This is a genomic window from Kribbella sp. NBC_00482, assembly GCF_036013725.1.
Classification (GTDB): domain Bacteria; phylum Actinomycetota; class Actinomycetes; order Propionibacteriales; family Kribbellaceae; genus Kribbella.
The window spans coordinates 6924814-6950708 of record NZ_CP107881.1 but is presented as its reverse complement, the minus strand read 5'-3'; the positions used below and the strand labels follow the sequence as shown (position 1 = coordinate 6950708).

The window sequence follows — 25895 nt, the reverse complement described above, 5'->3', positions numbered from 1 at the left end:
CGGGCAGAGGTTGACACCGTCGTCGCCAGCGAGCATCGTTTTGGGAGTCGTCATAACCCGTTTGTTCAACGGTCACACGAAGTTCGGCCGCCGGATGATCCCGCGACGCTGACCAGGCCAAAGCCAGGCTTGAGTCGACGGGGGCTGAGATCGCCGGTGGTTAGCCCCCCGCGGGGCAGAGGTGGAAGAGGCTCGGCGGCCAGTAGACAACAGCCTGACAGTGTGCAGCCAGCGCATCGACGGTTGGTCCGAAGGCACGCCGAGCCTCTTTCCTCTGGCTGGACCACGGACTGTTGATACTCCTTCACTTTGCGCGATCGGTGCCGAATGGCTACCGGCCGGATACATTTGCGTGTCCGGGACGTTGTACGGTCATTCGACCGGCATCCGTCGGTGCGTGAGGCAGAGGGGTTACCGCGTGGACCGGTTGAAGGCTCTGGGTCGGCTCATGCCCCGGGTGGTGGTGGCGGTGGCCGCCGGTGCGCTGCTCGGGTTCGCGTTCGAACCGCATGATCATCCCTGGCTGACGATCGTCGCCGTACCGCTGTTCCTCGCCGCGCTCAACGGGATCTCGATGAAGGCCGGCTTCCTGGTCGGCGCCGGGTTCGGGATCGCGTACTACGCCGTCCTCGTGCCCTGGCTGAGCATCATCGGCGGCGACGCCGCGATCGCGCTGGCGATCCTCGAGGGACTGTTCTACGCAGTCTTCGGATTGTTCGCGACGCAGGTCCTGAAGCTGAAGCTGTGGGCGCTGTGGATCCCGTGCCTGTGGGTCGCGACCGAGTTCGCGACCGCGTCGGTGCCGTTCGGCGGGTTCCCGTGGGGCCGGCTCGCGTGGGCGTTCTCCGACGACTCCCTGGGCAAGCTGGCCGCGTACGTCGGCATCCCGGGCCTCAGCTTCGTCGTCGCGTTCGTCGGCGTCCTGCTGTACGCCGTACTGCGCCGGGGGACCGCGCTCCGCCTGCGGGCCGTGGCGCTCGTCGCGGGGCTGGCGATCGTGTTCGGGAGTGCCTTGATCCACCTGTCGATCGAGGGCGACGGGCAGACCGTGCGGGCCGCGATGGTGCAGGGCAACGTGCCGGGCAAGGGGCTCGAGTTCCTGGGCCGGGCGCGGACCGTCACCCGCAACCATCTGCAGGCGACGCTCGACCTGCAGAAGCGGGTCGAGGCCGGGACCGAGATGAAGCCGGACGTGGTGATCTGGCCGGAGAACTCGACCGACATCGACCCGTACAAGGACGCGGAGACCCGCGCCGACATCGAGACCGCGGTGAAGGCGGTCGGCGTACCGATCCTGGTCGGCGCCGTCACCGAGGGGCCGGGGGAGAACGAGCGGCAGACCACCGGCATCGTCTGGGATCCCGTGACCGGGCCCGGGCAGCGGTACGCGAAGCGGCACCCGGTGCCGTTCGGTGAGTACATCCCGTTCCGCGACCAGTTGCTGCCCTACATCAAGCGGCTCGAGATGATCGGCGCGCAGACCGTGCCGGGTGTCGGGCCGGGCGTGATGCCGATCCGCGGGGTCACGTACGGCGATGTGATCTGCTTCGAGCTCGCGTACGACAACGTCATCCATGACGTGGTCAAGGGCGGTGCCCAGGTGCTGATCGTGCAGACCAACAACGCGACGTACGGCGGGACGGGTCAGCCCGAGCAGCAGTTCGCGATCACGCGGATGCGGGCGATCGAGACCGGGCGCACCGTGCTGATCGCGTCGACGAGCGGGATCTCCGGTGTGATCCGCCCGGACGGCTCGGTCGAGCACAAGTCGGCGCAGTTCGTGCCGGACGTGTATGTCGCGACTGTCCCGGTGCAGAACCGTCAGACGCTGGCGATGACTCTCGGCGGCTGGCCGGAGTGGGTTCTCACCGGGCTCGGTCTGCTCGGTCTGGCGCTGGCGCTGGTCAAGCGCCGCCGTGGGCGCACGGACGAGACCCCGCCGCCGGCCGCGACGCCCAGCCGCGAGAAGGTCCCGGTCTGAGTCAGGGTTCACTCAGGGTTTGTCGTGCCCACTCGTTCCGTACGCTGGTGTCTCAGGCAGGAAGGGGTAGGACATGCCGTGGTTTGTGGCGCTCGCGTTGCTGGTAGTTCCGATTGCGGAGATCTTCGTGATCATCCAGGTCGGTCAGGTGATCGGCGGGTGGCCGACGGTCGGGCTGCTGCTGGTGGAGAGCGCGCTCGGCGCGTGGCTGATCAAGCGCGAGGGCCGGCGGGCGTGGCGGGCGCTGCAGAGCTCGTTCGAGACCGGGAAGATGCCGGGCCGCGAGCTGGCTGACGCCGCCCTGGTCCTGGTCGGCGGCACGCTGCTGCTCACCCCAGGTTTCCTCACCGACGTCTTCGGCTTCTTCTTCGTCCTCCCCTTCACCCGCCCCCTGGCCCGCCGCGCCATGACCGCCTTCTTCGGCCGCCGCGTAGCCACCCAGTTCAGCGGCCCCGGCCTCGGCCCCTTCATCCCCGGCCCCGGCACCCCCGGCCCCCCACGCCCAACAGATGACGTAATCCAAGGCGAGGTCATAGACCCCGACAAGAAGTAGCGGATTCCCACCACTCACCCCGCCTTCACGACGCGAACGGGCCTTTCGGGCTGAAGGCGTGCTGCGTGAACCGGTCTGCGATGAGTTCGTGGGTGGGGCCGTCGGGGTGGAGGTCGTCGGGGAGCGGGTGGGCGACGTTGTCTGGCTCGCCGTACAGCAGCAGGCCGTCGAGGTGGTGGAGGTTGGGGTCGGTCAGGGCGCGTTGGGTGAGGATTCGGGCGAGCTCCGTGCGGATCACCGACAGGGTGAGTTTGCCGGCGGGGATCTCGTCGGGGTTGCCCGTGGCGGTGAAGCGGAGTTCGCCGGCGCCGAGGGCGGAGAGGTCCCAGCTGGTCGGTCCGGGGGTGTCCTCGTGGATCGGGCAGAGGATGGGGGAGACGACCAGCAGCGGCGTGTCGGGGTGGCCGTCGCGGATGGTGTCGAGGAAGCCATGGACGGCGGGGGTGAAGCTGCGCAGTCGGAGCCCGTCGCTGTTGACGATGTTGATGCCGAGTTTGAGGCTGATCAGGTCAGCGGGCGTGTCCCGGATCGTGCGGGCGATGAACGGCTGCAGGTACGCGCTGCCACCGAAGCCCAGGTTGACGAGTTCCAGACCGGCCTGAGCGGCGACCAGGGCCGGCCAGGTGCCGGTGGGGTGGGTGGCGTTGGACCCGTGGCTGATGGAGCTGCCGTGGTGCAGCCAGACCCGGCGCGTGGCCGGAACCGGTTCGACGGCAGCATCGGTGCGCAGGGCAACGAGTTCGGTGGTCTCGTTGTGCGGCAACCAGATCTCGACGGTCTTCGGTACGGCGGCCAGCCCGTCGATTCGCAGCGTCTCAGGCTGCCCGATCTGGGTCGAGGTGGTGCCTGTCATGAGATCGATAGTGATGACATCGCCGCCGGATGCGCTGAGCTGCGTCACCAGTTCGCCGTCGACGAGTACGTCGTACAGGCCGTCCGGACGTGCGGGAGCGCCGACGTAGTCCCGCTTCGTCGGCAGCGTCTCCAGCTCGACCACGGTGGCCGACGTACGGAAGACGAGGCGTACGCCGGACGGCTGTGACTCGACCATCGACATCTGGCCGTCGTCGTACTGCGTTCGCGCCCAAGCCGGCAGGCGGTGCGGCAGCACGCCGCGGTCGGTCTGCTCCAGGTCGAGTGCACCGCGGAGCAGGTCGGCGGTGATGGAGGTGGTGATCATGTCAGCTCCAGCTGCGGAGGAGGGTGTCGAGGGCTTGGATGATGCGTGGCCAGCTGTCGCCGGCGCTGGGCTCGCTGTGGGAGAAGGAACCAGCGAGCTCGAGGGTGATGTAGCCGTGGATCGTGCTGCCGAGGAGGCGTACGGCGTCCGTCTGGGCGGGCTCGTCCAGGTCGTACCCACGGAGGACCGCGCGGACGAGCTCCGAATGCCTACGCCCGGCAGCCACGTACTGCTCACCTAGGACTGAGGCAGCGGCGGTATGGCGGGTCGCGGCGTAGCGGCCCGGGTGGGCTTGTGCGTAGTCGCGATAGACGTTGGCGAGGGCGAGCAGGGCATCGCCGCCGGCTCGGCCGGCGACGGCGGTCGCGCACTGGTCGGCAAGCTCGGTGAGGGCGACCGTGGCGATGCGGGCCTTCAGATCGTCGGAGTTGCGGACGTGTGAGTACAGGCTCGCGACCTGGACGCCGAAGTGCCGGGCCAGCGCCGACACGGTGACCTGTTCGAACCCGACCTCGTCGGCCAGCTCGGCGCCGGCCTGCGCGAGCCGCGCGCCGCTCAACCCCGCTCTTGCCATAACTCATTATGTGATTACCTAAAGCCTTTAGGCAAATCAGGACGAGAAGAAACCCTCACCGCGCCATTGCGGTGAGGGTTCCCGTGGATCAGGCGGTGCGCTTGGTCCGGTGCAGGTGCGCCGGACCGATCTCGCCCTTGCGGAGCAGATCGACCCGCTCGGCCAGCAGCTCCTCCAGCTCCGAGATGCTCCGGCGCTCGCGCAGCATGTCCCAGTGCGTACGGGCCGGCTTCTCCTGCTTCGGCTCCGGCTTCTCGCCGGTGGACCGGGCGGCCTCGCTGCCGCAGTGCGGGCACTCCCAGATCGCGGGCACCTCGGCGTCGTGCGCCATCGTGACCTCGACCACGTGGCCGCGGGGGCAGTCGTACGTGATCATCTGGCGCGGCGCGAACTCCACACCGCGGTCATCCTCGAAGCTGACCCCACCCAGCCCCGAACCACGCAGTACGCGATTAGACATGTCAAACCTCCGAGATCGTCATCCGTGCCAACGGTCGGCCGGCCCGGATCATTCCCATTTTGGCATGCCCGAGCCGTATGTACGCACCTGACACCGGTGCCGTGACCTGCTGTCATCAGCTGTTCACAGATCCCGCTGTGTCACCGGGTGTCGCGGACCGTCCGATGTACGACGCACCAAATCGATACCTGGTTCACAGCCTGTTGCCAGGAAGTGAGGATCTCCTCCTCAGCAACCGACCCTAGCCTCAGCGTCCATGGTGCTACCCCGCCACAACCTCCGTGGCCTCAGTTTCGTGAACGTGGCCCTGGTGGCCATCGTCCTCGCCATCGCCCTCACCGCCTACTTCTTGTTCTTCAAGAAGGACCCGCCGGCCGCCAGCGCGACCCGGCCCTCGGTGGCTGTGCAGCGTGGCGAGGTGACCGCGAGCGTCAGTTCGAGCGGCACCCTGCAGAGCTCCCAGACCGCGTCCCCGCAGTTCGAGACGTCCGGCACGGTGACGCAGGTGCTCGTGAAGGTCGGCCAGGTGGTGGCGAAGGGCGCCGCGATCGCGAAGGTCGACCCGGCAGCCGCCGAGCGGCAGTTGCGGATCGCCCAGCAGAACCAGATCGCCTCCGCGAACTCGGTGACCGCGGCCGACGAGACGCTCAGCGACGCGGAGGACGCCCTCGAGGCGGCCGAGGAAGCCTCGGCGTCACCCTCGCAGACACCCACTCCCAGCAACGGCCAGCAACAGCAGGAGACTCAGCAGTCTCAAGGTCAAGGTCAGAGTCAGAGCCCGCAGGTTGCCGTCAGCAACGCCGAGGCGAACCTGGCGAAGGCGAAGGCGGACAAGGAACAGTCCGACCAGAATGTCGAGGCGGCCCAGGCCGCGGTCGACGCGACCACGCTGAAGGCGCCGATCGCCGGCACGATCACCGCGGTGAACGGCGCGGTCGGCTCGGTGGCCGGCGGGTCCAGTTCGAGTTCGAGTTCCGGTGCAGGCGGCAGCGGGCAAGGCTCGACCTCAGGTCAAGGTTCAGGCTCAACCTCCAGTACGTCGACCACGTCCGGCACCGGCTTCGTGGACATGGCCGACCTGAAGGCGCTCCAGGTGGTGGCCGCGTTCGCCGAGGCGGACGCGATCAAGATCAAGGCCGGCCAGGCCGCGACGGTCACCCTGAACGCCGAGCCCGGTACGACGCTCACCGCATCGCTGGCGACGGTGTCGCCGACCCCGACCACCACCAACGGCGTGGTTTCGTACTCGGCCACCTTCAGCCTCGCCAAGCTCCCGGCCAACGCCCGGATGGGCCAGACCGCGAACGTCGTGGTCCAGACCGCGAAGGCGGCCAACGCCCTCTACGTCCCGAGCACGGCGATCGCGACCAGCGGTACGACGTCCACGGTCACGATGGCCGACGGCAGCGGGACGCGTGAGGTGCAGGTCGGCGTCCGGGGCGGCAGCTACACCCAGATCACGTCGGGCCTGAACGAAGGCGACCAGATCGAGCTGCTGCAGGGCGCGATCGGCGGCACCGGGACCCAGAACGGCCAGGGCCGGCAGGGGCAGCAGCCTGGCGGCGGGCAGTTCCCGGGCGCGGGCGTCGGTCAGGGAACCGGCGCCGGAGGCTTCCGTGGCCGCTGAGTCCCTGATCGAGATCCGGGAGGTCACCAAGACGTACGGCCAGGGCGAGACCGCGGTGCACGCTCTCCGGGGTGTGTCGCTGCGGGTCGAGGCCGGCGAGTACGTCGCGGTGATGGGCTCGTCCGGATCCGGCAAGTCGACGTTGATGAACATCCTCGGCTGCCTCGACGTACCGTCCCGCGGCGAGTACTGGCTCGACGGCAGCGACGTGGCTCGGCTGAGCGAGGACCAGCAGGCACTCGTCCGCGGCCGCAAGATCGGGTTCATCTTCCAGTCGTTCAACCTGATCCCGCGCACCACCGCGCTCGCGAACGTCGAACTGCCCCTCACCTACGCCCACCTGCGCCGGGGCGAACGCCGCAGGCGGGCCAACCGGGCGCTCGAACTGGTCGGCCTCGCCGACCGCACCGGGCACCGGCCGAACGAGCTGTCCGGCGGTCAGCAGCAGCGGGTCGCGATCGCCCGGGCGCTGGCGACGGGTCCGCGGATCCTGCTCGCCGACGAGCCGACCGGCAACCTCGACGCCCACTCGACCGACGAGGTGCTCGGCATGTTCGACGGTCTGCACGCCGACGGCCGCACGATCATCGTGATCACCCATGAGCACGACGTCGCGGCCCGCGCCCGGCGGCTCGTACAGGTCTCCGACGGCCGGATCGTCTCCGACGAGGTGACCCGCTGATGTCCCCACGCGACCTGATGGGCGCCGCGCTCCGCGGCCTCACGGCGAACAAACTGAGATCGCTCCTCACCGTCCTCGGCGTCTCGATCGGGGTCGGTGCGGTGATCGTGCTGGTTGCGGTCGGCAACGGCTCCGGGAAGGCGGTGCAGGCCCGGCTCGAGGCGATGGGCACCAACCTGCTCACGGTCTCCACGACCGGCGGCGGAGGCGGTTTCCAGCGTGGCCAGGCCGGACCGGCGGCCCAGCAGTACAGCCTGACCCTCGACGACTCCGCCGCGCTGGCCGACAAAACGCTCGCGCCTGACGTCTCCGCGGTCGCCCCGGTGATGACGAGCAGTGGGGCGACGGCGACGAACGGCGACACCAGCTACACGGTGAGCCAGGTGATCGGTACGACGCCGGAGTACATGCCGGCCACCAACACACCGGTCGGAGAAGGGGCTTCCTTCACCCAGGAGGACGTCGACACTTCGCAGCGGGTCATCCTGCTCGGACAGACGACTGCGACAGAGCTGTTCACCCGGCCTGCCAGCGCGATCGGCCAGACGATCAAGCTCGGTGCCGTGGACTTCGTCGTCCGTGGGGTACTGGCGAGCAAGGACAGCACCGGGTTCAACGACCCGAACGCGACCGCCGTCATGCCGATCAGCAGCCTGCGCGCGACCCAGGCCGGGTACGGCGCGCTCAGTCAGATCGTCGTACAGGCCGCAGACAAGGACCGGGTCGACACGGCGCAGGCCGAGGTCACGCAACTGCTGACCGCTCGCCACCAGGTGCCCGCAACCGAGACCTCGCCCTTCCGGATCACCAACTCGGCGCAGATCCTGCAGACCAGCCAGGACACCGCGGCGACGTTCACGGCCCTGCTCGCGACCGTGGCCGCGATCAGCCTGGTCGTGGGCGGGATCGGGGTCACCAACATCATGCTGGTCACGGTCACCGAGCGGACCCGCGAGATCGGCATCCGCAAGGCACTCGGCGCCCGGCGGCGGACGATCCTCGGCCAGTTCCTGATCGAGGCGACGCTGCTCAGCCTGATCGGCGGCGCCGTCGGGGTCGGGGCCGCGCTGATCGTCACCCGCTTCCAGTTGGCCGGCGTGCAACCGGTACTGGTGCCGTCGTCGATCGGACTCGCGCTCGGCGTGTCCGCGGCGGTCGGCCTGTTCTTCGGCAGCATGCCGGCGCACCGAGCCGCCGGTCTCCGTCCCATCGATGCACTACGTCACGAGTGAGAGGCACTTTCTGATGAGCAACCAGACGCCCGACGAGTTCGCCCAGATCGGGTCCGACGAGGAGGTCGAGTCGGCGCTGAAGCCGAAGAAGACCCTCAACCTGCCGCTGGCCACGGCGATCCTGACCGGGATCGTCGTCCTCGCCATCGGCCTCGGCGGCGGCGCCGGGCTGCACGCGGCGTTCGCCTCGGACAGCTCGTCGAACCAGCCGCAGGCGGGCGGTCGCGGTGCCGGCGGGTACGGCGGGTTCCGCGGGCAGAACGGGTACGGGCAGAACGCACCCGGTCAGGGGCCCGGCGGTGCGCAGGGTGGTGGCGGGACGGTCGGTACGGTCGTCTCGGCGACCAGTTCCGAGCTGGTCGTGAAGACCCAGTCCGGCAATGTCACGGTGAAGCTCACCGGCGGCACGACGTACGAGATCACCTCGAAGGGCACCGCGGCGGACCTGAAGGCGGGGGAGCAGGTGGTCGTCAGCGGACAGAACGCCAACGGCACGATCACCGCGAACACCGTCCGCCAGGGCGCCTTCGGCGGCGGCTTCCGGAACCCGAGCGCAACTCCGTCCTCGCGCTGAGGACCGCTTCAAGCCGGGCGGTGTCCGAGGGATGACTGGAAGCGGATCAGGTAGCCGTCGGGGTCCGTCACCAGGAACTGCTCGACGCCTGCCTCGCCGTCGCCGGTTCGGTACCACTTCGTTTCCGGCTGCAGGAACAACGACCAACCGGCGGCGCGCAGCGACTCGACGATCGGCGTGATCGAAGGGACGGCGATCTGGAAGTTGACGCCGCGACCCAGCGGCGGGCGCAGCCGTCCGGTGATCCAGTTCCGGCCGACACCGATCTGCTCGAGCATGACGTGCGCGTCGCCGGAGGTGAGGTACGCGAAGCCCTCGTCCGGCCGGTCGTACAGCACCTCGAACCCAAGGAACTCACACCAGAAATGCGTGCTGGTGGCAACGGACTTCACGAGGAGCTCGGGCACCAGGGCGGGCGGACTCATCGCGTCATCGTGTCAGGTCCGGGTGGCGGTGAGGGCTACGGCGACGGAATCGAGGGTGAAGCTGCCGCCGACGGCGTCGATCGCGGCGGCGGTGCCTTCGAGGACGGCGTCGAGTTTGCCGGCGGTGGCGAGGGGTTTGGCTATGCCGCTGGTGCGGAGTTGGTCCAGCCACTCGTCGCGGGTGTAGGTGCGGGACCAGGGGAAGGTTGCGCGAGAGATGTCGGTGAAGGCGTCGGTGAGGTTGTCGGCGGTTCGGTCCAGGAAGTGCTCGTACGCTCCGAGGGGTGAGGCGGCGGCCGGGTTCCCGGGCTGGACGGCGGCGAACGCTGCGCCGAGGTCTGCAGGCGGTTGCAGGACGTACCAGAAGACGGCGAAGGTCCCGCCGGGGCGGAGGACGGCGGCGGCCTTCGCGGCGCCGACCGCTGGGTCGATCCAGTGCCAGGTCATCCCGGCGACGAGCGCGTCGAAGGTGCGGTCGGACGCGTCCCAGGTCTCGAAGGGGGAGACCTCGGCTTCGACTCCGGTGGAGCGTGCGTACGCCGCCATTCGCTCGTCCACGTCGACGCCGAGCACTCGGCATCCCGCCGCCTGGAGCTGGCGAGACAGGATGCCGGTCCCGCATCCGACGTCGAGGAAGTCGCGACCGGGGGCTGCGGCAACGAGTGCCTCGATGAGGGCGGTCGGGTAGGACGGGCGGGCTCGGTCGTAAAGCGCCGCGTCGGCACCGAAGGACTCGGCCATCTCACGGTGGGTGTGTGGGTCTGAGTCTGGCGTTAGAGTGGGCATGTGCCCACGGTAGTGGGCGGTTGCCCACTTTTGTCAAGGGATGGTGTGAATGCCTACCGGTGTGGCCATGCGGGATGCCCGGGAGCAGCTGTTCGACGCGGCCGAGCGGGTGCTGTTGCGGGATGGGCCGGAGGCGCTGACCAGTCGGGCCGTGACCGCCGAAGCGGGGTGCGCGAAAGGCGTGCTGCACAAGCACTTCACCGACTTCGACGGCTTCCTCGCGGAGCTCGTCCTCGACCGGATCCGCCGCCTCGACGACCAGGCCGAAGCGCTACTGAAGGCCGCGGGGCAGGGGAGCGTCGTCGACAACCTGACCGCGATGCTGACCGACCTGTTCGGTTCGGTCGCCGTCGCGATCGTCAGCCTGACGATCTCCCGCGACGGGTTGCGTGCCCGGCTGCGGGAGGCCGTGCCCACCGGCGTACCGATCCTCAGCGAGGCCGGCCAAGCGATCCGGGACTACCTCGCCGCAGAGCAGACCTACGGCCGCATCCGGCCGGACGCCGACACCGACGTACTCGGCCTGACGCTGATCGGCTCGACCCACATGATGTTCGCCGACCGCACCGGCTCCCGCCCGACGCCAGCCGACGTGCGGGCCTTCGTGGCATCCGTCGTACCGACGAGTCATTGACGTGTTCGCGCGGAAAGCGCTATCTTCCGACGAAATGACGCCCAAAAAGTACCAATCGGTCAGGAAGTTGGAGACATGCATCGTCGTACGGGCGGAGTCGATCGGGGGCGTGATGCTGACCGGTGAGGACTGCGGGCGGATCGGGCCGCACGCACGATGAACACGACCCAGAAGAACGCAGTGGGAGAGCTGGAGATCGTCCGGACGGTTCTCGATCGGCTGCGGCTGGATCTGGTTGTTGCGGCTCGGATCACCAAGGTGCACCGGGAGTGGTCGCGGGGTCTGGTGCCGGATCCGTTCTCCCGCCTCTACCTGATCCTCGAGGGGGAGGGGCGGCTCGTCGTCGGGGACCAGGAGCTCTACCCGCGGCCCGGTGAGCTCGTCTATCTGCCAGCCGACGTGCCGGTGTCGTACGAGACGATCAGCGACAACGTCTTCCGCAAGCACTGGCTGCATTTCAACGCGCTGATCGGCGACCGGGACATCGGCGAGATGCTGACGCTGCCCTACATCGTCCCGAGCAAGGCGCCCGAGGAGGCGGCGGCCCTGTTCGAGCAGGTCGGTGCGGCCGATCGCGACCCGCCCGGTCTCGCGACGCCGCTGCGGCTGCGTTCGGCGCTGACCGCGCTGTTCGCGCACTACCTGGACAGCGCGCCGGCCGGCTCGGTGCGGTTGTCCGAGCGGCAGACGAGCGAGTCCGGGATCGTGCAGTACATCCAGGACAACCTGTCCACGCTGCCGAGCGTCGAGGAGCTCGCGTCCGTGTTCGGCTACGACTTGGCGACCTTCATGCGGCACTTCCGCACCGAGTTCGGGTTGTCGCCGAAGCAGTACATCAAGCGGGCCCGGATCGAATGGGCCCAGCGCGAGCTGACGGCGACCGCGCGCCCGATGGAGGAGATCGCGGACGCCGTCGGGATGGATCAGTCCTACTTCTCCAAAGTGTTCCGCCAGGTGAGTTCGGTGACCCCGAGCGAGTACCGGAAGTTGTACCGCCCCCACAACTAGGAGCCTCGTCATGGACCGTCGTACGTTCTTGGCCGGCAGCGGAGCCGTCGCAGTCTTCTTGGTGAGCGCGCGCCCAGCGCTCGCCAAGAAGCAGGCCACGGTGACCTCGCTGGCAGCGTTGCAGCAGGCAATCAACAGTGCCACCGCCGGCACCACGATCACGATGGCGAACGGTTCGTACACCGTACCGTCGGGATCACCGATCACCGTCACCAACCGGCGCGGGCCGATCACGATCGTGGCTCAGACCCGCGGCGGTGTGACGTTGACCGGCGCGCAGAGCTTCGTGTTCTCGGGGTCGTCGGACATCACGATCAGCGGGTTCGCGTTCCGGCAGAGTACGACGCTGGAGATCCCGGCGGACTGCCCGCGGATCCGGCTGACCCGCAACGACCTCCAACTCGCGGCGTCGACGGGCCACTGGGTCGTCGTCCGCGGCGACGACGCGAAGATCGACCGCAACGTCTTCCACGACAAGTCCACCGTCGGCGTGTACCTGGTGATCGACGGCCCGGGTTCGGAGGCGATGGCGCAGCGTACGCACATCCTGCGGAACTACTTCCGCGACCACACGTTCAGCGGGTCCAACGGCGGGGAGCCGATCCGGCTCGGGGTGAGTGGACGGGCGCTCAGCACCGCCGACGCGACGGTCGAGTACAACCTGTTCGAGCGGTGCGACGGCGATCCCGAGGCGATCTCGGTGAAGTCGTCCGGCAACACGATCCGATACAACACGATCCGTTCGTCCCTCGGCGGTCTCGTGCTGCGGCACGGCAACGACAACCGGGTCGAGAGCAACTACCTGCTGTCCGGGCAGAACGGGATCCGGATCTACGGCAACGACCATCTGATCGCGAACAACTACGTCGGCGGGATCGCGGGCGCCGGCGTGGTGCTCGGCAGCGGCACGGAGCGGGACCACTACGAGGGCGAGCCGTCCAGCTCCCGGACCGGCAACGACGCCCCCGACCGTGTGACGATCTCGCTCAACACGCTCCGGAACAACGGACAGGCTCTCGTCGGCGAGAGTCAGCGCACCGTTCCTCCGCTGGACTGCGTGGTGACTGACAACCTGATGGTCGGTGACAGCGGCGAGCTGGTCGACATGCCGTACCTCGACGGGCTGACCTGGGCGGGGAACATCGTCTGGGGCGCGGCGGCCAACGGCAACATCCCGTCGTCGGGTGTCACGCGGGCTGATCCGAAGCTGACTGCGGGCACTGACGGTGTCTACCGGCTCGGCTCGGCGAGCGCTGCCGTGAACGCTGCTGCCGTCGATCACTCGGGTCAGGTCAGTGACGACGTCGACGGGCAGGCGCGTACGGCGCCGTACGACGTGGGTGCCGACGAGTACTCGACTGCGGCAACGGTCCGACGCCCGCTCACCTCCGCGGACGTCGGTCCCGGCGCCGCTTAGACCACGGTCGGCTGGCTGTTGCCGGCTTCGTCGATGCCGCGGCGCATGTCGACGCGGACCAGCAGCGCGAGACCGACGACGAAGAAGAGGCCGAGGGCGACGATCGCGGGACGGTACGAGCCGGTGAGCTGGTGGACGAGACCGAACACCAGCGTGCCGAGCCACGACGTCCCGCGTTCGCCCGCCTGGTACAGCGAGAAGTACTCCGCCTCGCGGCCCTTCGGGATCAGCTGGCTGAACGCCGACCGGGACAACGCCTGCGTCCCGCCGAGCACGATCCCGATCGCCATCCCCATCGCCAGGAACGGGACGATCTGGCGCTCCGGCAGCAGGAACCCGGCGATCACGATCAGGATCCAGATCACCAGGCCGCCGGAGATGGTGCGATGGGCGCCGTACCGCTGGGCGAACCGGCCGAAGGCCAGCGCCCCGAAGAACGCGACGAACTGGACCAGCAGGATCGTTGCGATCAGCACCTGTGTCTCGAAGCCAAGCTGCTTCTCGCCGTACGTCGACGACACCGAGATGACCGTCTGGATCCCGTCGTTGAAGAACAGGTACGCGATCAGGAACAGCATCGTCATCTTGTAGGTGCGCAGGTGCTTGAGTGTGGCGGCCAGCTGACCGAAGCTCTGGCGCACGAGGCTGCCGCTGCGCACCTGCACGATGTTCGTCGGCGGCCGGTTCCGCAGCCGGAGGAACGGGAAGAACGTGAAGATTCCCCACCAGAGCCCCGCACTGAGCAGGCTGAGGCGTACAGCCGTGCTCTGACTCAGCCCGAGGGCGTCGTGGGCGGTGACGACCGCCAGGTTGACCAGGAGCAGCAGGAAGCCGCCGGCGTACCCGAAGGCCCAGGCGCGGGACGAGACGGCGTCGCGCTGATCCGGTGGGGCGATGTCGATGAGGATCGAGTCGTACACGACCAGGGACGAGCCGAGACACAGGTTCCCGATGAACAGCAGCAGCGCGCCGAGCTGCCATCGCCCGCCATCGACGAACACCATGCACGAGGCGGCGAGGGCTCCGGCCCAGGCGAATCCGCACATGAGGAGCTTCTTGCGCGACATGCGGTCCGCGATCGCGCCGACCACCGGCAGGAACAGCGCCGACACCAGGGTCGCGACCGTCACGACGTAGAACGCGAGCGAGCCGGGCGAGATCCCGAGCCCGAGAACGTTCAGGTTCGTGTGGCAGGGGTTGTCGGACGTGCCGACGAACCCGCAGGCGGCTCTCTCCGCGACCGACGTCAGGTACGGCGCGAACAGGACGGTACCCGTGGTAGTGACGTAGCCCGAGTTGGCCCAGTCGTAGAGACTGAATCCCCAGTACTCGCGCTTGTCGACCGCCGGCGGGGCGGAGAGGAATCCCATGCGCGGAAGTGTGTCAGGTCCCGGGGACGAAGCGGGGTACCCGCGGATAACACTTCAACTCCACTGACCGCGCTCCACCAGAACGTCCTTGAGCAGGTCGGTGCGGTCCGTGATCAGGCCGTCGACGCCCGCGTCGAGCATCCGGCGCATCGCGTCCGGGTCGTCGACCGTCCAGACGTGCACCTGCTTGCCGCGGGAGTGCGCGCGCTTGATCAGGCCGGGCGTGAGGACGTGGAAGGAGCGGTACCCCTCGGGGATCTGCAGGCAGGCGCCGCGGGCCTTGAGCGCGAACGGCAGGAAGCGGATCAGGACGATCTCCCACTCGCCGTACCCGGTGCACAGCCGGGGACCGAGCAGCTTGCGGATCCGGTTGACCCGCGACTGGGAGAACGACGACACGCAGATCCGGTCGATGGCGTTCGCGGCCCGCAGGACCTTCGCGGCGGGTTCGAGGCCGCCCTCGGCCTTGATGTCGAGGTTGAACCGGATGTCCGGGAAGTGCTCGAGCAGCTCGTCCAGGCGGGGGATCGGCTCGTGGCCGTTGATCTTCGCCTTGCTGACCTCGGACCACGGCAGCTCCGCGATCACCCCGGTCCGGTCGGTGACCCGGTCGAGCTTGTCGTCGTGGAACGCGATCACGACACCGTCGCTGGTCGCGTGCAGGTCGGTCTCCAGGTACCGGTACCCGAGGTCGACGGCGTTCTGGAACGCGTGCAGCGAGTTCTCGTAGCCGATGTTGTCCGGGTGCTTGGCACCGCCTCGATGGGCCATCGCGATCGGTCCGTCGTGGTCGAGGTAGGGGTACACGTCTGCAGTATGTACCGTTCGGGTGGTGACAGTACTCCGCTCCCGCCCCGATCTGTGGACTCTCGATCCCGACGTTCTGCACCTCAACCACGGTTCGTACGGCGCTGTGCCGCGCCGCACGCAAGAGGTGATGGCCGGCCTCCGCGCCGAGATGGACGCCAACCCGATGGTCTGGTTCCGTACCGTCGCCGACCGGCTGACCGCGAGCCGCCTGGCGCTGGCGGCGTACCTGGAGACCGACCCGGAAGGGTTCGCGCTGGTGGCGAACGCGAGCGCCGGCGTGACGGTCGCGCTGCAGACGCTGCCGATCCCGGCCGGCAGCCGGATCGTGCTGACCGACCACGCGTACGGCGCGGTGCGGTTCGCGGCCGAGCGGTTCGCGAAGGCGCACGGCGCCGAGGTGGTGATCGTCGAGATCCCGATCGAGGCCGACGACGAGACCGTGGTCGCGCTGATCGGCGACCGGCTGGACGGCGCGTCCGTCCTGATCGTGGACCAGATCACCTCGGGTACGGCGAAGGTGTTGCCGATCGACGCACTGGTGACGGCCGCCCATGAGCGCGGCGTACCGATCGTGGTCGACGGCGCGCACGCACCGGCGCTGATCGACGCACCGGCCGCCGGGGGAGCCGACTTCTGGACCGGCAACTTCCACAAGTGGCCGGCCGCGCCGCGGGCGACGGCCGGTCTGGTCGTCGCCGAGCAGTGGCGTACTGCGTCGATGCCGCTGATCGTGTCGTGGTCCGAGCACGACGAGCGGATGCCCGAGCGCTTCGACATGCTGGGCACGTACGACTACGTGCCGTGGATCGCGGCGCCGGAATCGCTGCAGGTCCTGGCCGACCTGGACTGGCCGACCCGGCGCCCGCAGCTGACCACGTTGGTCGAGGAGGGCTCGAAGGTTCTGGCGAAGGCGCTGGGGACCGGAGTTGCCGAGGTGGCGCACCCGCCGGCGACGATGCGGCTGGTCGAGCTGCCGTCCTCGGTCGACCTCAGCGGCGGCGACGCGCTGAAGCTGCGGGTGTCCCGCGAGCTGAAGGCCGAGATCACGCTCACCGGCTTCGACGGCCGTGGATTCATCCGGCTCTCCGCACACGCGTACAACTCGCTCGCGGACTACGAGAAACTGTCGGAGGGCCTTCGTAGGCTCCTCGCGTGAACGATATCCAGGGCTCTTACAACACTGCTGCTGCCGACTACCACGCGATCCTGAAGGACTATCACCGCACGGATCCGTTCGAGGCCGGTGCGCTGCACTACTTCGCGGCGTTGGTGGACGGGCCGGTGGGGGATCTCGGGTGCGGCACCGGACGGATCACGTCGTACCTGGCCGGCCGGGGGATGGACGTGTTCGGGGTCGATCTGACGCCGGGGATGATCGAGGTGGCCCGGCGGGAGTACCCGGAGCTGCGGTTCGAGGTCGGTTCGCTGTACGACCTGGACCTGAAAGACGGTGAGCTGGCCGGAGCCCTCGCGTGGTATTCGCTCGTTCACACTCCACGCGAGGACCTTCCGGCGGTGTTCGCGGAACTGTTCCGCGTGCTGCGGCCCGGCGGCCACCTCGTGCACGGCTTCAAGGTCGGCGACGGCGGCCGGCATCTCGAGAACGCCTACGGTCACGACATCGACCTCGAGGTCTACATGTACGACGTCGCGGACGTCGCCGGGCTGCTCGCGAGCGCCGGGTTCGCCGAGGTGGCGACCCTGACGCGCGCTGCACTCCCGAAGGAGAAGGACCCCGCCCAGGCCGCCCTCATCGTCCGTAAGCCGGAGTGATCAGGCCGGTTGGTTCTTGATCAGGTCGATCGCGGTCGCGATGAGAGCGGCCTCCTGCTGGTCCTGGAGGTCGAACAGCGCGACGTCCGCCTTGCGGTGGACGAGCGCGTCGAGTGCGGTGGCGAGCGGGCAGTGGCGGAGCTCCAGCCCGTTGTGCTCGTGCCGCTCGTACAGACCGTTCACGACCTCGTCGATCCGGCGGCGGGCTTCCACCCCACCCCACCAGGCTTCCGCGGCCAAGGCGGCGACGGTATCGGCGCTCACCCCCTGGTCGAGATCGGCGACACAGCCACCGTCGAAGCATGCAGGTGGTTTGGCGATGTAGCTGTGCTGCGCCGCGCGGAGTGTCGGGACCAAGTCGACAGCCGGGTCGAAGTAGTCGAGCGGGCAGACCAAGAGGGCGTTCTCGCCGAGTGATGGCTCGTACCTCGGAAGCCCGCGGAGCGCGGCAACGGGTGGCAGGCCCGGGAAGGTATGCAGGACCAGGTGGGCGCGGCCGCGGACGGTCACCTCCTCGACGTGATCGATCTGCTGCCATTCGATCAACCGGCTGCCGGTCGACCGCTCACTCCCGATATCCGACTTGCCGACAACTACCTCGACGACCAGCCCGTCGGGCTCGAGCCTTAGCCGAAAGCGTTCGAACGGGCGAAACAGAGTCGAGAGCACTACGAAGACCAGGACGCCGAGCATGACCGCCACCGGCAGCGTGAACAACCACCAAAGGCTGTCGCTTGCGCGGAGCCACTCCTGCCGTGCCAGGAGTGCGGCTGCGGCCGCGGTGCCAGCGAAGGTGATGATTCTCCGGACCGTCGTGAAGCGAAGATGCGGTTTTCTGGCATCCAGTACGGCGGGTATCGGCCGGGTGATGTGCTCAGCGGGGTCGCGCTGTGCAATGGCGCCGTACCGGGCGTCTGCCGACAGCGTCAGGTAGTTCTGCAGGAGTGCGTGGCGGACCTGGTACCTCGTACCGACGCGCCGGAGAACGCCGCGCACGCTGGCGTCCTCGAGAAACGCGCGCTGGCGCCACGGGAGACGCCCGGTGAGCGGCAGCCACAGCCGCGCGATGAGCAGCCACGGAACCCAGTAAGTCTCGACGACGTACGTCGCGGCCCAGAACGCGATGGCGAACGGTGGCCCCACCACAAACCAGCCGATCGCTGCCGGCACCAGCGCGATGATCGGCGCCAGCAGATAGACCCGGACCGGCACCGAGAGATGATCGTCTGTCCAGCGCTCGAAGCGGTTCCGACGGTCCGGCTCCAGATCGCCCGTACTCGCGAACGGCGGTGACCCGGGGCCTCTCCAGGCCCGCAGCGCATAGTCCAGCGCGAAGGCGAACACGGCCGTCAGTAGGATCCCGTTGCCGACGCGCCGGTCGAACATCAGCGCCGCCACCGCGCCGAACGGCAACATGCAGGTGACGCCGACGATCAGGCTCGACCCGAACGAGCGGAGCGGGTCCACCAGCGGGGCGCCGACGTTGTACCGGGACAGCCGGTCCACGTCCATCAGGCGCATCTCGCGGGTGATGGCGGACAGCCACCGGTGCGCATCGGCCGCGCTCCAGCGATGCTTCTCGCCGGAGCGACGGCGGTAGACGGCGGGCAGGAACTCGGCGATCAGATGGTGTTCCAGGGCAGCTCGGCTCGGGAACCGCCGGGTATCGAGCAGTTCGGCAGGATCGGCGTCGGAGTTGTGGTCCGAGTAGCGCGCGCACGCGAGGTAGACCATCAAGGGCGTGCTGAGGAGGTCGAGGACCTGACGCCCGGCAGGATCCGGCGACGGGCGGCGAACAGCTCCGATGACAGGTTCCCAGATTCCGGCTCTGCGGCCGGTGGCGGACGTCCGCAGGTACGGTACGAGGACACCTTCGGACAGATCGTCCAGCGCGATCACTGCGGCAGCGTTGAGCACTCGTGTCTCCGCGACCACGGCGCCGTACTGGTCGACCCGACTGGTGACGATGAGGGGGCGGCGCGCCTGGTCGTTGAGGTGCCGCAGGGCAACGTACTGGTACTGCGGCGGCAGCTCGTCGAACCCGTCGAGGATGGGCAGGACGAGCCGGCCTGCGACCAGTCCGGCGGCGAGGGTCTTGTCCGACGGGCCGATCGCGGCCAGCTCGGGATGTTCGGCCTCGAGACGGGCGACCAGCCAGCTCGACAGATCGACGTCGGGGCTCCAGGACTTGAAGCTGACGACGTACGGAACCGGCTGTCCTGACTCGCGGTCGGAGACGAGGTGCGCCGCACAGTGCACCGCAGCGATGCTCTTCCCGGCACCGGGCCGGCCGAGGATCACCAGCCGGCCGGACGGGATGCCGCTGTAGGCCTTGGCGACTCCGTCCAGCAGCCCATGGACAGTGAGCGGTGGCACGTCGTTGTCGCTCTGGTTGACGTTCGCCCAGTGATCGATGAGCTCCGGGGCGTCGACACGGGACCACTTCAGGTTGATGAGTTGGGCGTGCTCGCCGGGTTCGGACTCCAGCAGGGCCCGCCACTCGCCCTTGAGTTCTTTCGCCAACGCGTCGACGACCTTCGTGAGGTCCTGCTCGGTGGTTCGCCGCGGCGGGCTCGCGCGGCGCTCGACCAGCACCGACAGCGCACAGAGGACGATAACCGCGCCCCAGGCCGCCGGAGGCCACCAGGCGGCGTCGACCTGAACGGTGTTGGTGGCCAGGTTTCCGGCCAGCGCGACGGCCAGTGGCAGGATGACCCAGGCGAGCCAGGACGGTCTACGCATCGGCTCCGCCTCCCCGCCAGGTCGTTCTCACGTGTGGCGACCTTAGCGGAGAGTAGGTCTCCTGCCACTGGCTGTCTTGCGCAGAGGGTCAGCCCTTGACCGCTCCGGACGTCATGCCGGCCACGATCTGCCGGTTGAAGAACAGGAACATGATCAGCGGCGGGATCGTGATCAGCAGGATGTCCATGAACAGCAGGTTGTACTGCGTGCTGAACTGGCCGGAGAAGTTGTAGAGGGTCAGCTGGACGGTGGCGTTCTTGTCGCCGGGCAGGAAGTACAGCGGGTTCACGAAGTCGTTGAACACGTTGACCGACTGCACGACGACGACGGTGATGATCACGGATCTGAGCAGCGGGAAGATGACCCGGAAGAACAACCGCAACGGCCCGGCCCCGTCGATGATCGCCGCCTCGTCCAGTTCCCGCGGGATGGTCGCGACGAACGCCCGGAACAGCAGGATGCAGAACGACAGGCCGAACGCGATCTCGATCAGGATCAGCCCCGGCATGGTCTTGAACAGCCCGAGCTTCTGCAGCACCCAGATCGTCGGTACGACGGCCGGCGGGATGATCAGCCCGGACAGCACCAGGAAGTTGATGAAACCGTTCCACTTGCTCTTGCGCCGCTGCAGCACGAACCCGGCCATGGCCGCCAGCACCACCATCCCCGCGACGCTGGCCACGGTCAGGATCGTGCTGTTGATGAACGCGATCACCAGCATGTAGTCGCGGGCCTTGACCACGTCGACGAAGTTCTGCACGAAGTGGAACTGATGCGGCCAGGAGAAGTCCAGGTCCGCGGACTGCTGCCGGTCCTTCACCGCGGTCAGCACGATGAAGGCGAACGGGATGATGAACACCACGATCGAGGACACGATCGCGACCGCGCTGAGGACGTAGCTCCGGCCCGGCCGGTGGTTGACGAGTTCGGAGGTACTCACATGTCCACCTCCTTCCGGTTCAGGAACCACGACAGCGGCAGGATGATCGCGGTGACGATCACGAACAGGATCACGTTGCCGGCCGTCGACAGACCGTAGAAACCGGCCTGGTACTGCTTGTAGATCACCGACGAGATCACGTCCGAGGTGAACCCGGGCCCGCCGCGCGTCATCGCCCAGATCAGCTCGAACGACCGCAGGCCGCCGATCAGCGACAGGATGATCACAGTGACGGTGGCCGGCTTGCACAGCGGCAGCACGATCCGGCGGAACGACTCCCACGACCCGGCGCCGTCCACCCGGGCGGCCTCCATGTACTCGCGCGGGATCGACACGATGCCGGCGATGTAGATCAGGGTCGCCAGCCCGACGCCCTTCCACACATCGACCGCGGCGATCGACATCAGCGCCCATTTCGGATCGGTCAGCCACCCGGGTCCGTTGATCCCGAGCACGCCAAGGGCGCCGTTGATGATGCCGCGCTCCGGATTCATCAGCACCTGGAACAGCAGGCCGACGCCGACGGTGCTGACCAGCACCGGGAAGAACACGACCGACCGGAGGTACCCGCGGCCGATGATCCGCGACGTCAGCAGGACGGCGAGCAGCAGACCGAGCACGACCTTCGAACCCGACGTCACCACCGCGTAGATCAACGTGTTGGTGAAGCCCTTGACCAGCGCCGGCTCCTGGAAGAACGTGACGAAGTTGTCGAAGCCGATGAACTTCGACTCGAACAGGCTCCACCGGGTCAGGCTGTAGTAGAACGAGGCGAACGTCGGGACGAGGAACAGCACGGCGTAGATGACCGCGGTCGGCAGGTAGAACCAGAACGAGTACGGCGTGTAGACCTTCCCCCCGGCCGCCTTCGCGGCCGGGGGTGCCTCAGTACGTGAACCCGGATGTGCAGAGGTAACGGTCATACCTCACCAACCCGCCAGCCCGAGCTGCTGGGCCTGCTTCTTGACGTCCTCGTCGTACCGGACCGCGCCGTCCTTCGCCTTGCGGATGCCGGACCCGACCTCGACCGTGATCTGCTCCAGCGACGGGCCCTTCACCGGTGACAGGAACTCCAGCGCCAGGCTGGACGAGCCCTCCTTGTCGAGGTACGGCTGCATGTCCTTGATCGCCCGCGGTACGTCGTCCCCGAGCGTGCAGCCCTTGACCGCGTACGGACCGGTCGGTGCGCCGGCCGTGTTCTGCGACTTGCAGCCGTCCGGGCTGGCGACGAAAGCCTGGAACTTCTTGGCCGCGTCCAGCTTGGCGCCCTCGGTGGACTTGGGGATGTAGAGGCCGCCCGGCGTCCACAGCGTCAGGCCGTTCTTGCTCGCGTCGTCACCAGGCAGCGCGAACAGGCCGACGGACTTGGCCGCGTCCGGGTAGGTGGCGACCATGTTGGCGACCACGCCGGACAGGATCGGGTAGTGCGCGCCCTTGCCGGTGGCAAGCATCTTCAGGCCGTCAGGCAGCTTGGCGGAGGCGAAGTCCTTGTTCTCGTAGCCTGCGTCGTGGACGGCCTCGGTGTGCTCGAAGCCCTTCACCGCGGCCGGCGACGTCGCGTACTTCGCCTGGTTCTTGGTGTACTTGTCGGCGAAGTCCGGCTCGGCCGCGGAGACGTTGTGGAAGTCTCCGAGCACGAACAGCTGCGACGTCCAGGTCTCGCCGTACGTCTGGATGACGGGGGCGACGCCGCCGCCGGACGCCTTGATCTTGGCGTTGTTGGCCATGAACTCGGCCCAGGTCTTCGGAATCTGCAGCCCGAGCTTCTCGTAGACCGGGATGCTGTAGAGGACCGCACCGCCCTGGAAACCGCCGACGGGTGCGCCGTACACCTGTCCGTCGGCGGTCACGGTCTTCTTGAAGTTCTCGTCCAGGTCCTTGACCCACGGCTCGTCGTTGACCGAGAGCAGGTTCTTCTGCGGCGCGATCGCGTTGAACAGCGACCCGGTGTTGTAGTTGAAGATGTCGACCATGTCGCCGGTGGACAGCCGGGTCTTGATGATGTTGTCGCCCTCGGTGCCACCCGGACGCGTCTCCACCTTCACGGTGATGTTCGAGTTCTTCGCGTGGAAGTCCTTGGCGAGTTGCTCGGCCTCCTTCACGTCCTGATCCTGGTTCGTGGTCAGGTACGTGATCTCGACCGCGCCGCTGCCACCGGCGTCGTCGCTGGATCCGAGACTGCCCGCGCTGCACGCGGCAAGGGTTAGGGAACAGACAGCCAGCAGTGCGAGTCCGCTGGCTCCTGGGCGGAACCTCATCATGACCTCCAAGGGATGTACATCGCGGCAGCGGGGCGGTCGGTGAGTTGGGTTAGTGGGTGAGTCGTGCGTCGAGCTCGGCCTGCAGGGCCTGGGCGTCCGGGTTCTTGCGGAAGCGGCCGAGCACGGGGATCAGCTCGGCGGCCGGGTTGTCGAGGTAGCGCTCCAGACGAGTGGCGAGGTCGGTGTCGGCGGCGACCACCTCGTCCTCGACGGCGGCCGCGATGATCGCGGTCCACGCCGGTGCGTTGTCGACGAGCTGGCGGATCGTGGCGTCGGCGGGCACGCCCGGCGTCTCGGCGTACGGGTCGTCGGCGGTCCACTCGTGGGTTCCGTGACCGACCTCGACCGGCTCGTCCTGTCCGGGTACGGCGACGCTGGCCTTGGATCCGACCGGCACCGTCACGGACAGCGTGACCTGACCGTTGTCACGGGCCCATGCCACGGCTGCCTCGCCGTACGGCGTGAGGTGCTTGGCCGAGGCCTTCGTCAGGTGCTCGGTGACGAGTGGGCGTACCTCGAAGGTCCGGTAGCCAGGATCGACCGCGGCCAGTCCCGCGACGCGGCGGTGCATCCAGTCGGCGACGGCGCCGAGGGCGTAGTGGTTGAACGACGTCATCTCGCCGGGGTTGATGCTGCCGTCGGGCAGCATGCTGTCGTAGCGCTCCCAGACCGTCGTGGCTCCCATCGTCACTGCGTACAGCCAAGACGGGCAACCTGTCTGTAGCAGGAGGCGGTATGCCAGGTCAGGATGTCCGGAATCGGCCAGTGCATCGGAGATCAGCGGCGTTCCGACGAATCCGGTACTGATCCGGAAACTCGACGTCCGGACGAGGTCGGCGAGGCGCTCGCCGGCGCCGTGCCGCTGGGTCTCGGTCGGCAGCAGGGCCCACTGCAGGGCGAGGGCGTAGGTCGTTGCCGCGTCGCTCAGTACCCGGCCGCCGGCGGTGACGTACTCGGTGGCGAAGGCCTTCCGGACGCCGTCGGCCAGCGTGGCGTACTGACGGGCGACGTCGGGCTGGCCGACGATCTCGGCGGCCCGCGCGACCACCTCGGCCGAGCGGGCCAGGTGCGCGGTCGCGACCACGTCGGCGTCGGCCTTGGCCTTGAACGCGTTCTCCGGCGGGGCCGTCGGGTCGAGCCAGTCGCCGAACTGGAAGCCGCCGGACCAGAGCAGGTTGCTGCCGGCCAGGTCGGTCATCTTGTCGACCCACGCGCGCATGCTCGGGAGCTGACGGGCGAGCAGGCCGGCGTCGCCCGTGCGCTGGTAGATCACCCAGGGCACGATCGTTGCCGCGTCACCCCAAGCCGCGGTGGCCGGGTGCTGGTCGCGCAGCACGTCCGGCACGACGTACGGCACCGATCCGTCCTTGTGCTGCTCGGCTGCCAGGTCGGCGAGCCAGTTGGTGAGGAAGCCGGCGGTGTCGAACAGGAAGGTCGCGGTCGGGGAGAAGACCTGGATGTCGCCGGTCCAGCCGAGGCGTTCGTCGCGCTGCGGGCAGTCGGTCGGTACGTCGACGAAGTTGCCGCGCATGCCCCAGACCACGTTGTCGTGGAACTTGTTGAGCAACTCGTTGGACGATTCGAACCAGCCGGTGCGTTGCAGGTCGGTACCGACGACGACGGCCTCGATGTCGTCCTTCGAGAGAGCGCTCACTCCCGTTACTTCGGCGTACCGGAAGCCGTGGAAGGTGAGCGGCGAGTCGAGGGTCACCTCGTCCGGTCCGGCGAGGATGTAGGTGTCGGTGGCCTTCGCGGTGCGGAGGGGGCGGACGCCGAGCTCGCCGTTCTCCAGGACCTCCGCGTGCCGCAGGACGATCTCGTCGCCCTCGGCCTGACCGCGGACCGTCAGGCGGACGCGGCCGACGAGGTTCTGGCCGAAGTCGACGAGGGTCTTGCCGGCCGGGGACGTGGTGATTTCGAGCGCGGGCAGGACGTCGGTGATCCGGACCGGCGGGCCGTCGGGGGCGACGAGCAGGTTCAGGTCGGCGTCGAGAACATCCACCAGAGAACGCTCTCCGGGCTTCTTGCGCAGGTCCGTGGTCTGGCCGTCGTACAGGTCGTCGGCGAGGACGTTGCTCTCCCGGGAGGTCCAGGTGCCGTCGCTCGCGAAGTTGTGGACCTGTCCGTCCTCGGTGGTGACCTCGAGTTGCGCGAGGACGGCGAGGCGCTCGCCGTACAGCTGCTTCTGGTTCTGGAAGCCGATCCGGCCGCGGTACCAGGCGTTGCCGACGAGGAACTCGAGCGTGTTCTCACCAGGTTGGACCAGCTCGGTCACGTCATAGGTCTGGTAGCGGAGCCGGAACTGGTACGACGTCCACCCGGGCGCCAGCTCCTCGGTGCCGACGCGTTGCCCGTTGAGCTCGGGGATGTAGATGCCGTGCGACGTCGCGTACAAGCGAGCCTTCACGACGCCGTCGGGGAGATCCGCGGTACCGGCGATCAGTGGAGCGGGGGAGCCGTGCGGGTTGTTCTTCGGGCTGACGAACCGGGCAGTCCAGTCGTCCGTCGTGAGCAGCCCGACCTCGACCGTCGCGGGCTCGCTCCAGTCACTCCAGTCTTCGTTTCCACGGACGCGGACCCGAACCTGCGCGGACTCACGCGACGCGAGCGCCGTACCCGGCCAGGGCACGAGGATCTGGTCGGGGGACTGGACGGTGAAGACTTCTGTGGTTCCGGTGGTGATCTCGACCTCGTACGCCGTCTGCGCGTAGCCGGCGTCCGCGGCCGGGACCTGCCAGGAGATCCGCGGGCTCGCGGTGCCTAGGCCCACTACGGGTGCAGGCTGATGCTCGAAGCGGAGGGCGGTGGGTGCGGCGAGTTGCGACATGAGACTCCAAGAGACGAGTGAAACGATTCATTGGGTGCT

General features: G+C 68.2%; 23 protein-coding genes. 11 read left to right on the top strand and 12 right to left on the bottom strand.

Features of this window, described 5'->3' with window-relative positions:
* The first annotated feature begins 448 nt into the window (after positions 1–448).
* Complete coding sequence (lnt, locus tag OHB24_RS33755; protein WP_327634941.1) at positions 449–1981, top strand: apolipoprotein N-acyltransferase; 1533 nt, start codon at positions 449–451, stop codon at positions 1979–1981.
* Positions 1982–2054: 73 nt separating this feature from the next.
* Positions 2055–2534, top strand: a complete 480-nt coding sequence (locus OHB24_RS33750) for an FxsA family protein (protein WP_327634940.1) — start codon at positions 2055–2057, stop codon at positions 2532–2534.
* Positions 2535–2559: 25 nt separating this feature from the next.
* Here OHB24_RS33750 and OHB24_RS33745 read toward each other — a convergent pair whose 3' ends face one another.
* From OHB24_RS33745 to OHB24_RS33735, 3 genes are all read right to left on the bottom strand, one after another.
* Positions 2560–3714 carry an SGNH/GDSL hydrolase family protein gene (locus tag OHB24_RS33745; protein ID WP_327634939.1) on the bottom strand — a complete coding sequence of 385 codons (1155 nt, stop codon included), beginning with the start codon at positions 3712–3714 and terminating at the stop codon, positions 2560–2562.
* 1 nt (position 3715) lies between these two features.
* On the bottom strand, positions 3716–4288 hold the full coding sequence (locus tag OHB24_RS33740; RefSeq protein WP_327634938.1) for a TetR/AcrR family transcriptional regulator: 573 nt from the start codon (positions 4286–4288) through the stop codon (positions 3716–3718).
* Between the two features lie 88 nt (positions 4289–4376).
* The gene (locus tag OHB24_RS33735) at positions 4377–4748 is read right to left on the bottom strand and encodes an RNA polymerase-binding protein RbpA (RefSeq protein WP_130385606.1); all 372 of its coding nucleotides are present in this window, start codon (positions 4746–4748) and stop codon (positions 4377–4379) included.
* Between the two features lie 256 nt (positions 4749–5004).
* Here OHB24_RS33735 and OHB24_RS33730 point away from each other — a divergent pair, with 256 nt between their 5' ends.
* From OHB24_RS33730 to OHB24_RS33715, 4 genes are read left to right on the top strand one after another with little or no spacing between them, the layout of a single operon-like run.
* On the top strand, positions 5005–6375 hold the full coding sequence (locus OHB24_RS33730) for an efflux RND transporter periplasmic adaptor subunit (RefSeq protein ID WP_327634937.1): 1371 nt from the start codon (positions 5005–5007) through the stop codon (positions 6373–6375).
* Complete coding sequence (locus OHB24_RS33725; RefSeq protein ID WP_327634936.1) at positions 6365–7057, top strand: ABC transporter ATP-binding protein; 693 nt, start codon at positions 6365–6367, stop codon at positions 7055–7057. The genes OHB24_RS33730 and OHB24_RS33725 overlap by 11 nt, the downstream gene beginning before the upstream one ends.
* Positions 7057–8289 carry an ABC transporter permease gene (locus tag OHB24_RS33720; protein WP_327634935.1) on the top strand — a complete coding sequence of 411 codons (1233 nt, stop codon included), beginning with the start codon at positions 7057–7059 and terminating at the stop codon, positions 8287–8289. Before OHB24_RS33725 ends, OHB24_RS33720 begins: the two co-directional genes overlap by 1 nt.
* A gap of 13 nt (positions 8290–8302) precedes the next feature.
* Positions 8303–8863, top strand: a complete 561-nt coding sequence (locus tag OHB24_RS33715) for a hypothetical protein (protein ID WP_327634934.1) — start codon at positions 8303–8305, stop codon at positions 8861–8863.
* Between the two features lie 8 nt (positions 8864–8871).
* Here OHB24_RS33715 and OHB24_RS33710 read toward each other — a convergent pair whose 3' ends face one another.
* Positions 8872–9288 carry a bleomycin resistance protein gene (locus OHB24_RS33710; RefSeq protein WP_327634933.1) on the bottom strand — a complete coding sequence of 139 codons (417 nt, stop codon included), beginning with the start codon at positions 9286–9288 and terminating at the stop codon, positions 8872–8874.
* 12 nt (positions 9289–9300) lie between these two features.
* Complete coding sequence (locus OHB24_RS33705) at positions 9301–10029, bottom strand: class I SAM-dependent methyltransferase (protein ID WP_327634932.1); 729 nt, start codon at positions 10027–10029, stop codon at positions 9301–9303.
* Positions 10030–10123: 94 nt separating this feature from the next.
* On the opposite strand from OHB24_RS33705, the gene OHB24_RS33700 reads away from it, so the two are divergent.
* The 3 genes from OHB24_RS33700 to OHB24_RS33690 all read left to right on the top strand — a co-directional run bounded on the left by OHB24_RS33700 (position 10124) and on the right by OHB24_RS33690 (position 13133).
* On the top strand, positions 10124–10708 hold the full coding sequence (locus OHB24_RS33700) for a TetR/AcrR family transcriptional regulator (protein ID WP_327634931.1): 585 nt from the start codon (positions 10124–10126) through the stop codon (positions 10706–10708).
* Between the two features lie 156 nt (positions 10709–10864).
* The gene (locus OHB24_RS33695; protein WP_327634930.1) at positions 10865–11716 is read left to right on the top strand and encodes a helix-turn-helix domain-containing protein; all 852 of its coding nucleotides are present in this window, start codon (positions 10865–10867) and stop codon (positions 11714–11716) included.
* A gap of 10 nt (positions 11717–11726) precedes the next feature.
* Entirely contained in the window at positions 11727–13133 is a 1407-nt protein-coding gene (locus OHB24_RS33690) for a polysaccharide lyase 6 family protein (RefSeq protein WP_327634929.1), read from the top strand.
* On the opposite strand, the gene OHB24_RS33685 is transcribed toward OHB24_RS33690, so the two are convergent.
* Both OHB24_RS33685 and OHB24_RS33680 read right to left on the bottom strand, forming a co-directional pair.
* Entirely contained in the window at positions 13130–14503 is a 1374-nt protein-coding gene (locus tag OHB24_RS33685) for an MFS transporter (RefSeq protein ID WP_327634928.1), read from the bottom strand. The two genes, OHB24_RS33690 and OHB24_RS33685, sit on opposite strands and share 4 nt — an antisense overlap.
* 54 nt (positions 14504–14557) lie before the next feature.
* Positions 14558–15310 carry a glycerophosphodiester phosphodiesterase gene (locus OHB24_RS33680; RefSeq protein WP_327634927.1) on the bottom strand — a complete coding sequence of 251 codons (753 nt, stop codon included), beginning with the start codon at positions 15308–15310 and terminating at the stop codon, positions 14558–14560.
* Between the two features lie 25 nt (positions 15311–15335).
* Here OHB24_RS33680 and OHB24_RS33675 point away from each other — a divergent pair, with 25 nt between their 5' ends.
* Together OHB24_RS33675 and OHB24_RS33670 are read left to right on the top strand one after the other, a co-directional pair.
* Positions 15336–16469, top strand: coding sequence for an aminotransferase class V-fold PLP-dependent enzyme (locus OHB24_RS33675; RefSeq protein ID WP_327634926.1), 1134 nt, complete (start codon positions 15336–15338; stop codon positions 16467–16469).
* Positions 16466–17086 (top strand): class I SAM-dependent methyltransferase, encoded by a 621-nt coding sequence (locus OHB24_RS33670; protein ID WP_327634925.1) that lies wholly within the window; start codon positions 16466–16468, stop codon positions 17084–17086. Before OHB24_RS33675 ends, OHB24_RS33670 begins: the two co-directional genes overlap by 4 nt.
* Here the strand turns inward: OHB24_RS33670 and OHB24_RS33665 are convergent, their stop codons facing one another.
* The 5 genes from OHB24_RS33665 to OHB24_RS33645 all read right to left on the bottom strand — a co-directional run bounded on the left by OHB24_RS33665 (position 17087) and on the right by OHB24_RS33645 (position 25856).
* The gene (locus OHB24_RS33665) at positions 17087–19828 is read right to left on the bottom strand and encodes an NACHT domain-containing protein (protein ID WP_327634924.1); all 2742 of its coding nucleotides are present in this window, start codon (positions 19826–19828) and stop codon (positions 17087–17089) included.
* Positions 19829–19916: 88 nt separating this feature from the next.
* The gene (locus OHB24_RS33660) at positions 19917–20768 is read right to left on the bottom strand and encodes a carbohydrate ABC transporter permease (protein ID WP_327634923.1); all 852 of its coding nucleotides are present in this window, start codon (positions 20766–20768) and stop codon (positions 19917–19919) included.
* Positions 20765–21691: a carbohydrate ABC transporter permease gene (locus OHB24_RS33655; RefSeq protein ID WP_327634922.1), complete on the bottom strand. Its 927-nt coding sequence runs from the start codon at positions 21689–21691 to the stop codon at positions 20765–20767. The genes OHB24_RS33660 and OHB24_RS33655 overlap by 4 nt, the downstream gene beginning before the upstream one ends.
* A gap of 3 nt (positions 21692–21694) precedes the next feature.
* Positions 21695–23026, bottom strand: a complete 1332-nt coding sequence (locus OHB24_RS33650; RefSeq protein ID WP_327634921.1) for an ABC transporter substrate-binding protein — start codon at positions 23024–23026, stop codon at positions 21695–21697.
* Positions 23027–23078: 52 nt separating this feature from the next.
* Positions 23079–25856: an alpha-L-rhamnosidase gene (locus tag OHB24_RS33645; RefSeq protein ID WP_327634920.1), complete on the bottom strand. Its 2778-nt coding sequence runs from the start codon at positions 25854–25856 to the stop codon at positions 23079–23081.
* Positions 25857–25895 lie beyond the last annotated feature (39 nt).